Annotated in this window: 1 protein-coding gene; it reads right to left on the bottom strand. The window is 46.0% G+C overall.

The window, feature by feature from the left end:
- Positions 1-670: histidine kinase dimerization/phospho-acceptor domain-containing protein (locus tag R7Z77_RS25950; RefSeq protein WP_318137123.1), on the bottom strand; the 670-nt coding region annotated here is incomplete at both ends.

Raw genomic sequence — 670 nt, 5'->3', positions numbered from 1 at the left:
CAAGACCACGCCGCCCAAATGGGTAAATTTGATCGCGTTCCCAATCAGATTGACTAAGATTTGGGTGATTCGTTCTAAATCGCCAATCAGAAACTCCGGAATGCCCAACTTCTTGTCGATAGAAAAATGAATGCGCTTCTCTGCCGCTTTCGCCGCAAATACGCCCGTAATGGCTTTTTCGAGATCATCCCACGCAAAAACCTTGTCGATAATTTCCATCATGCCAGCATTCATCTTGCTGAAATCGAGCAAGTCGTTGATGATGACGCGAAGTAAATCGCCCGACTGAATCAAATTACCGAGATATTGCCGTTGATCTTCTCCCAACTGAGTTTTGCTTAACAGCTCTGCGCTGCCGAGTACGCCATTAAGTGGCGTTCTTAACTCGTGGTTAATCATCGCGACAAACTCTTTCGTCGCTTTTTCTGACTCTTCCGCTCGCTTTCTTAGCTCGACTTCTCGTTCAAGGCTGAGGTGACGACTGATCACGCCGTGAACCAAATCAGAAACCAGTTCCATTTGTTTGGAGATAAAAGCTTGCTCAATTTGTTCCAACGACACAGAAAATATCAGTTCGCCAACGACTCGCTCATCAATGATGATGGGTAAATGTAGCGCCTCCTTCTGCCAATTGGGTGTTCGAGCGATAGGTTTGTCACTTTTTAGATCC

It is taken from the genome of Vibrio sp. 1401 (assembly GCF_033340295.1).
Note: the sequence above shows the minus strand (reverse complement) of the source record. Positions and strands in the feature narration are given on the sequence as shown.